Genomic DNA, 4968 nt, shown 5'->3' with positions numbered 1-4968 from the left:
CTGGTCTTACTTTATTCTGGTAATGAAAGACATCATCACTCCATGCAATATCTGTATATAGTTCCCCTGCTTTGTATTTGCTATATATGATATATACCATTAAGAGAACATTATATAGCTGTTCAAACTCCTTTTCGCTTTCGATCTTAAGTTTATTCTCGTTTTCCATAAAAAGGTCTTGGAGCTTATCATGGATTGAAGGATCAGGAATTTCAAATACAAGAAAATGATCTGTATCCATCATAAAAAGGTTTGTATCGAATATCTTGAAATCACCTTCTTTTCTGGGTGCATATCTTCTCCAATCAAACACTCCTTCATCAATAGCGTATTCGTTAAAATGAGGATCACTCACCATATATTTCTCCTTATTGGGAATACTATCAGAGATTTTATAGTTGTTATGGTATGAATTGGTGAGTTCATTAGAAATCATATTCCTTTTATAACCGAAGTATTCAGTCAACAAAGGTTCTATGTCTTTTAAATCAGGAATATTGAGTTTGATGAGTTCTTGCATGGCTTATATGATTTGACTGGTAAAAATACAAAAATACCACCTCACCATATAGGCAAGATGGTATTTATTTCAAAGGAGATTCTTCATCGCTTCATCTATCTGACTATTCTCAAAACTATCAAGGTATATAGCCGTTATTTTCTCTGAACTGTGACCAAGACACTCTGATATAATAGATGTAGATACACCTGAACGCTTCAAATTCGTAGCAAAGGAATGACGACTAACGTATGTTGTTAATTTGATAGGTAGCTTCAATTCTTCTCCTATTGCTTTCAGGTGCTTACTCACATGACTATAAACTTTATGAACTCTATTCACTTTCTGTTGCTCTGTCTTATGATAGGTCGATAGAATAGGGAAGAGATAAGGAGAATCATCTTGTTTATATTTCGCTATCAAATCAATCGCACGTTGCTGTAACGGAATCTTTATCAACTTCTGTGTCTTTTTCCTCTTATAGACTAATCGATCGTCTATTACATTATCAATAGTCAATCTGGCTATATCTGCAAAGTTGATACCTGCCGTAAGGTAGGCGAAGGTAAAAACATCTACCGCCAAACATTCATAGAATGATTTACCCTGATAGTTGAGAATACTTATAATCTCTTCTTTCGTGATAGATCGTTTTGCAGTTTGTTCGTTTAGCTTAGAAACCTTAAACTTTTTGAATGGGTAATAATCTGCTCTGACAATATTCTCCTCAATCGCTAAATTGTAAACCACTCTCAAATGACGAAACCGTGTTCCAATAGTATTTAGTGCAAAGCTTTGTTTATGCTGCCATGCTTCATACTTTTTCAACCAAGCCACATCAATATCAGAAAACAAGATGTTCAAATGACCATTATACGCCAACAAAGAGGTAAGTGTGGATTCATACATTTGAGCATAACGTAAACGATTCGCATCTTTTAGTCTTGAAATATACAAATCGAATAGTTCTTTTACCGTTTTCACACATACAGGATTGTTTACTTTCTCCATTAACGTTGCAGCAGTAAACTCCCTATCAGTCGCTTTAAATTCTAAAATCTGTTCTGTAAAAGCTTTTGTTTTCTCTGAAATAAGCTTCTCCAACAACTCCCTGTTTGGGCAGTTTTTCTTCGGTTTTTGCTTATCAAAGTCCCAAAAGGCAAACGGAACTGAAATTCCAAGATTAAAATGCTTTACTTTTCGATCTTTGCAAACACGCAATCTCAATGGATGTTCGTTGTTGCTCAATACTTTAGATTTGTAACAAATCACATTAACTGTTGTACTCATACGAGGCAAACATTAGGCAAACAACTCGTCAAAAATGGCACTAAAACGGCAATTAAGGAAAACAAAAAAGACAGCTACTTTTAATGTAACTGTCTTATTATCAGTGAGCCGAAAACGAGACTCGAACTCGTGACCTATTCATTACGAATGAATTGCTCTACCAACTGAGCTATTTCGGCAATGATCAACGATCTGAATGTCTTTTTAGCCATTTTTCAAACTCGGTTTACGCGTCGGTTTACACGAGCTGAAAGATTCATAACTAATTTGACGGCGCAAATATAAAACGTCTATTTTATATCTGAAAGAAGATTGGCTAAAAAATCATCTAAATCGGCATCCAGATCTTTTAACAGGGGGTCGTCCAAGCGGAACATTTCGTCGTCTAAAAAAAGTAGTTCGTTGAGGACAACAAAATCATCATCTGTCAAGCTAACCGATAAGGGTTTGATAAAAGGAGAATCCTCAAATACGCCTTTGGTGGAAAGGATGGTCAATACCGCTTTCAAGGTAGAGCAAACCTTTTTCTGAAACGGTTCCTCTTCCTCCTTTTTATTTATCCAATCGAAGATAACTACTTTGCCCAACAGATTTTCGCTGTCATCGTATAGTTGCATCTCTCCACTTTCAGCATCTACCTGAATGTATAGGTCGCTGATGAGATTAGACGTTGCTTCTGACTTTAATTTGTCAATAGCCGAGATGAAAGTAGTCTCCAGAATAGACTGCACTTTCGCAGTATTTGCATTCATATATATGTCCTCCTTTTCGAAAAGTTTTCAAAAGTAGTAATAATTCAGGGAATAAACAGGTTATTCTTCTCCAAATTGAATATTTAGTTTTTGATCAGCCCAAGCCCGATCGGTCAATACTTTCACATAGAGTGTAAGTAGTTGCGTCTCCTCGGAATCTTCTCCTGTATATTTCGTGAAAAGATCGCGTGCTTTGCCTGCCCATGCAGAGGCCTTGGAGAAGTTCCCTCTCATTTCTTCGCATAATGCCAGGTTGGAGCTTATCTTCGCTTTTTCTTTGCCGTCGGCCAGGGATTTGTAAATGCTTTCCCATTCTTCGGCGGCTGATTCCCACTTTTGAGAGGCGGCATAAGCGGATGCTTGTTTCCAGCGTGTACTTATTCCGGTATAATACCAACGGGTATCCTTATGCCAATAAGGGACAAAATTTTTAGAAAGGGTATTTCCTATATAAGAAGCAGATGCACGTAATGCTTCATCTGCGGAAGGCAGAAACCGATTCATTTGTTCTGTATTATCTGCATATTCATCCCAAAAGATACTGTCGCAAACGCTTAGGGTAGAGAAGGGATTGACTCTTTCGGGCAAATAGGTACGGACAATACCTCCTACTTCTACTTTGATTTTTCCGGAAATATAACCTTCTGAAAAGGCGGCTATATTCTTGTTCATATTGAATAATAAACGGTCAAAAGAGATGATGGCGTCTGTTCCGGTTTCAGTACATAATTCTTTGACTGTTTGTTGGGTGAATTTCCCATCCTCCAGGAAATGCGTATCTGTGCGGGTAGGTAAATGATAAAACAAAACATCTGCAAAATAATCCGCTTCGGCTATCGCTTTTCCCAAACTGCGTGGAGCATCGTACAGGGCACTGTCGGCATTGGCCCGGCAAGTGTCCTGTACAACCCCCATTAATTTGCATTCATATCCGGTATCTGCTGGTTGAGGTATAGCATTGTTGACGATCAATACCTTAGACACATGAGGAGGGAAAGTTATCTCCGAGGGATTGAAAGTCTCAATAGCAAAGTATTTGACCGAACTACAAGCCGTACATAGGCTGATTAACAGAAGAATGCAACTTTTTTTCATCTCTTTTATATCAGATATCACTTATTGCTTTGAAATACCCAATAGACTCTGCTATGCCTAAGAAAGGGTCTTTCATGTCTTTTTCATATTCCAAGCTACATACACCGGTGTAGTTCACCTCACGTAAAGTCTGTATGAAAGCAGGGAAATCAATCTTTCCCCGACCTATTTGAATGCCACGTCCTGCTTTGGAGGAGTCTGTAACGTCTTTGATATGTACGTCAAATACCCGGCTGTGATATTTCTTCATGTCTGCAGCAGGGTTACATCCGTTACGCAAATCATGACCGATATCCAAACACATACCGATGCGTGGATCCAGGTCTTTTGTATTTTCCCAAACATCTGTCGCATCCGGATAAAGTTTCATGTCCGGTCCATGCAGGTGGATGGCATAATGGAAATCGTATTCTTTTACTTTTTTGTCGACGTAGGGTAACAATTCATAATTCGGTACACCAACAATGAGCTTTACGCCCACTCTTTGGGCATAATCGAATGCGCGGTCGATTTCCGCTTCTGTTTTCATATAGATCGGACCTACTGCATAGCCTTTGACGTCGTATGCGGCACACTTCGCATGAAACGCTTGGATTTGTTCCTCTGTGCTGTTTAATGGCAGGTGGAAATCTTTGATGCAGAGATAGTGTATATCCAGCTGTTTCAAAGTCTTTAATGTCGTTTCCAGGTCGAAGTTGACAAAGGTATAACCGGCCATACCCAGTTGAAAGGGATTCACCGCTTTGGCTGCTTTCGCCTTGATTGGGCTTTGTGCTTCTCCGGCACGGATTACAGGGGCGGCTCCGACTAATAAAGCTCCTGCTAATCCTTGTTTTAAGAATCTACGTCTTGAATTTTTCATGATAACAAATTTATAAAGTTTTACTTAACAGTAATAATCATTCTTCTTTTATTTTTTCGCCTGTCTCTCTTCTATAAAGAAAGAAGACCCGCTTTGCCTCCTTCTATCCGGCAGTATAGATAAAATCGTTCTGTCCGGATTCGGGAGAGAGAAACACGGGTGATATGTGGTTTGTGCGCACACACCTTGTTTTATAAACTTAATAAAAAAAGAGACGATGCGGTATTTCCTGTGAGCAAAAGTAGTAAAAAATAAGTGACAGGCCTTTTTTTCATGTATTAATTCTTTTGTATAGGGGTTAACGATTAACGGAGGAGGGATTAGTGGTTAGTGATTAGTGTTTAGTGATGAACGATGAGTGAAGCGTGAAGCGTGAAGCGTGAAGGATTATAATTTACAATTTATAATTAATGCAAATCAGTAGTTGAAACTGTTCGCAGATTATTTTGTTAAAATATTAATTATCAATA

4 protein-coding genes, 1 tRNA gene and 1 pseudogene are annotated in these 4968 nt (G+C 38.3%); all 6 read right to left on the bottom strand.

Annotated features, from left to right (window positions below; genetic code table 11):
* Positions 1–520 (bottom strand): annotated as a pseudogene (locus tag D0T51_RS12020) (hypothetical protein); the annotation flags it as partial.
* A 69-nt stretch (positions 521–589) separates the two neighbouring features.
* Positions 590–1789, bottom strand: a complete 1200-nt coding sequence (locus D0T51_RS12015) for a site-specific integrase (RefSeq protein ID WP_163729617.1) — start codon at positions 1787–1789, stop codon at positions 590–592.
* Positions 1790–1895: 106 nt separating this feature from the next.
* Positions 1896–1968, bottom strand: a tRNA-Thr gene (locus tag D0T51_RS12010).
* A 111-nt stretch (positions 1969–2079) separates the two neighbouring features.
* The gene (locus D0T51_RS12005; RefSeq protein ID WP_163729615.1) at positions 2080–2541 is read right to left on the bottom strand and encodes a hypothetical protein; all 462 of its coding nucleotides are present in this window, start codon (positions 2539–2541) and stop codon (positions 2080–2082) included.
* 60 nt (positions 2542–2601) lie between these two features.
* Complete coding sequence (locus tag D0T51_RS12000) at positions 2602–3636, bottom strand: DUF6340 family protein (protein WP_163729613.1); 1035 nt, start codon at positions 3634–3636, stop codon at positions 2602–2604.
* Between the two features lie 10 nt (positions 3637–3646).
* Positions 3647–4498: a sugar phosphate isomerase/epimerase gene (locus D0T51_RS11995; RefSeq protein ID WP_163729611.1), complete on the bottom strand. Its 852-nt coding sequence runs from the start codon at positions 4496–4498 to the stop codon at positions 3647–3649.
* Positions 4499–4968: the final 470 nt, after the last annotated feature.

It is taken from the genome of Parabacteroides sp. 52 (assembly GCF_010500925.1).
Classification (GTDB): Bacteria; Bacteroidota; Bacteroidia; order Bacteroidales; family Tannerellaceae; genus QVMG01.
Note: the sequence above shows the minus strand (reverse complement) of the source record. Positions and strands in the feature narration are given on the sequence as shown.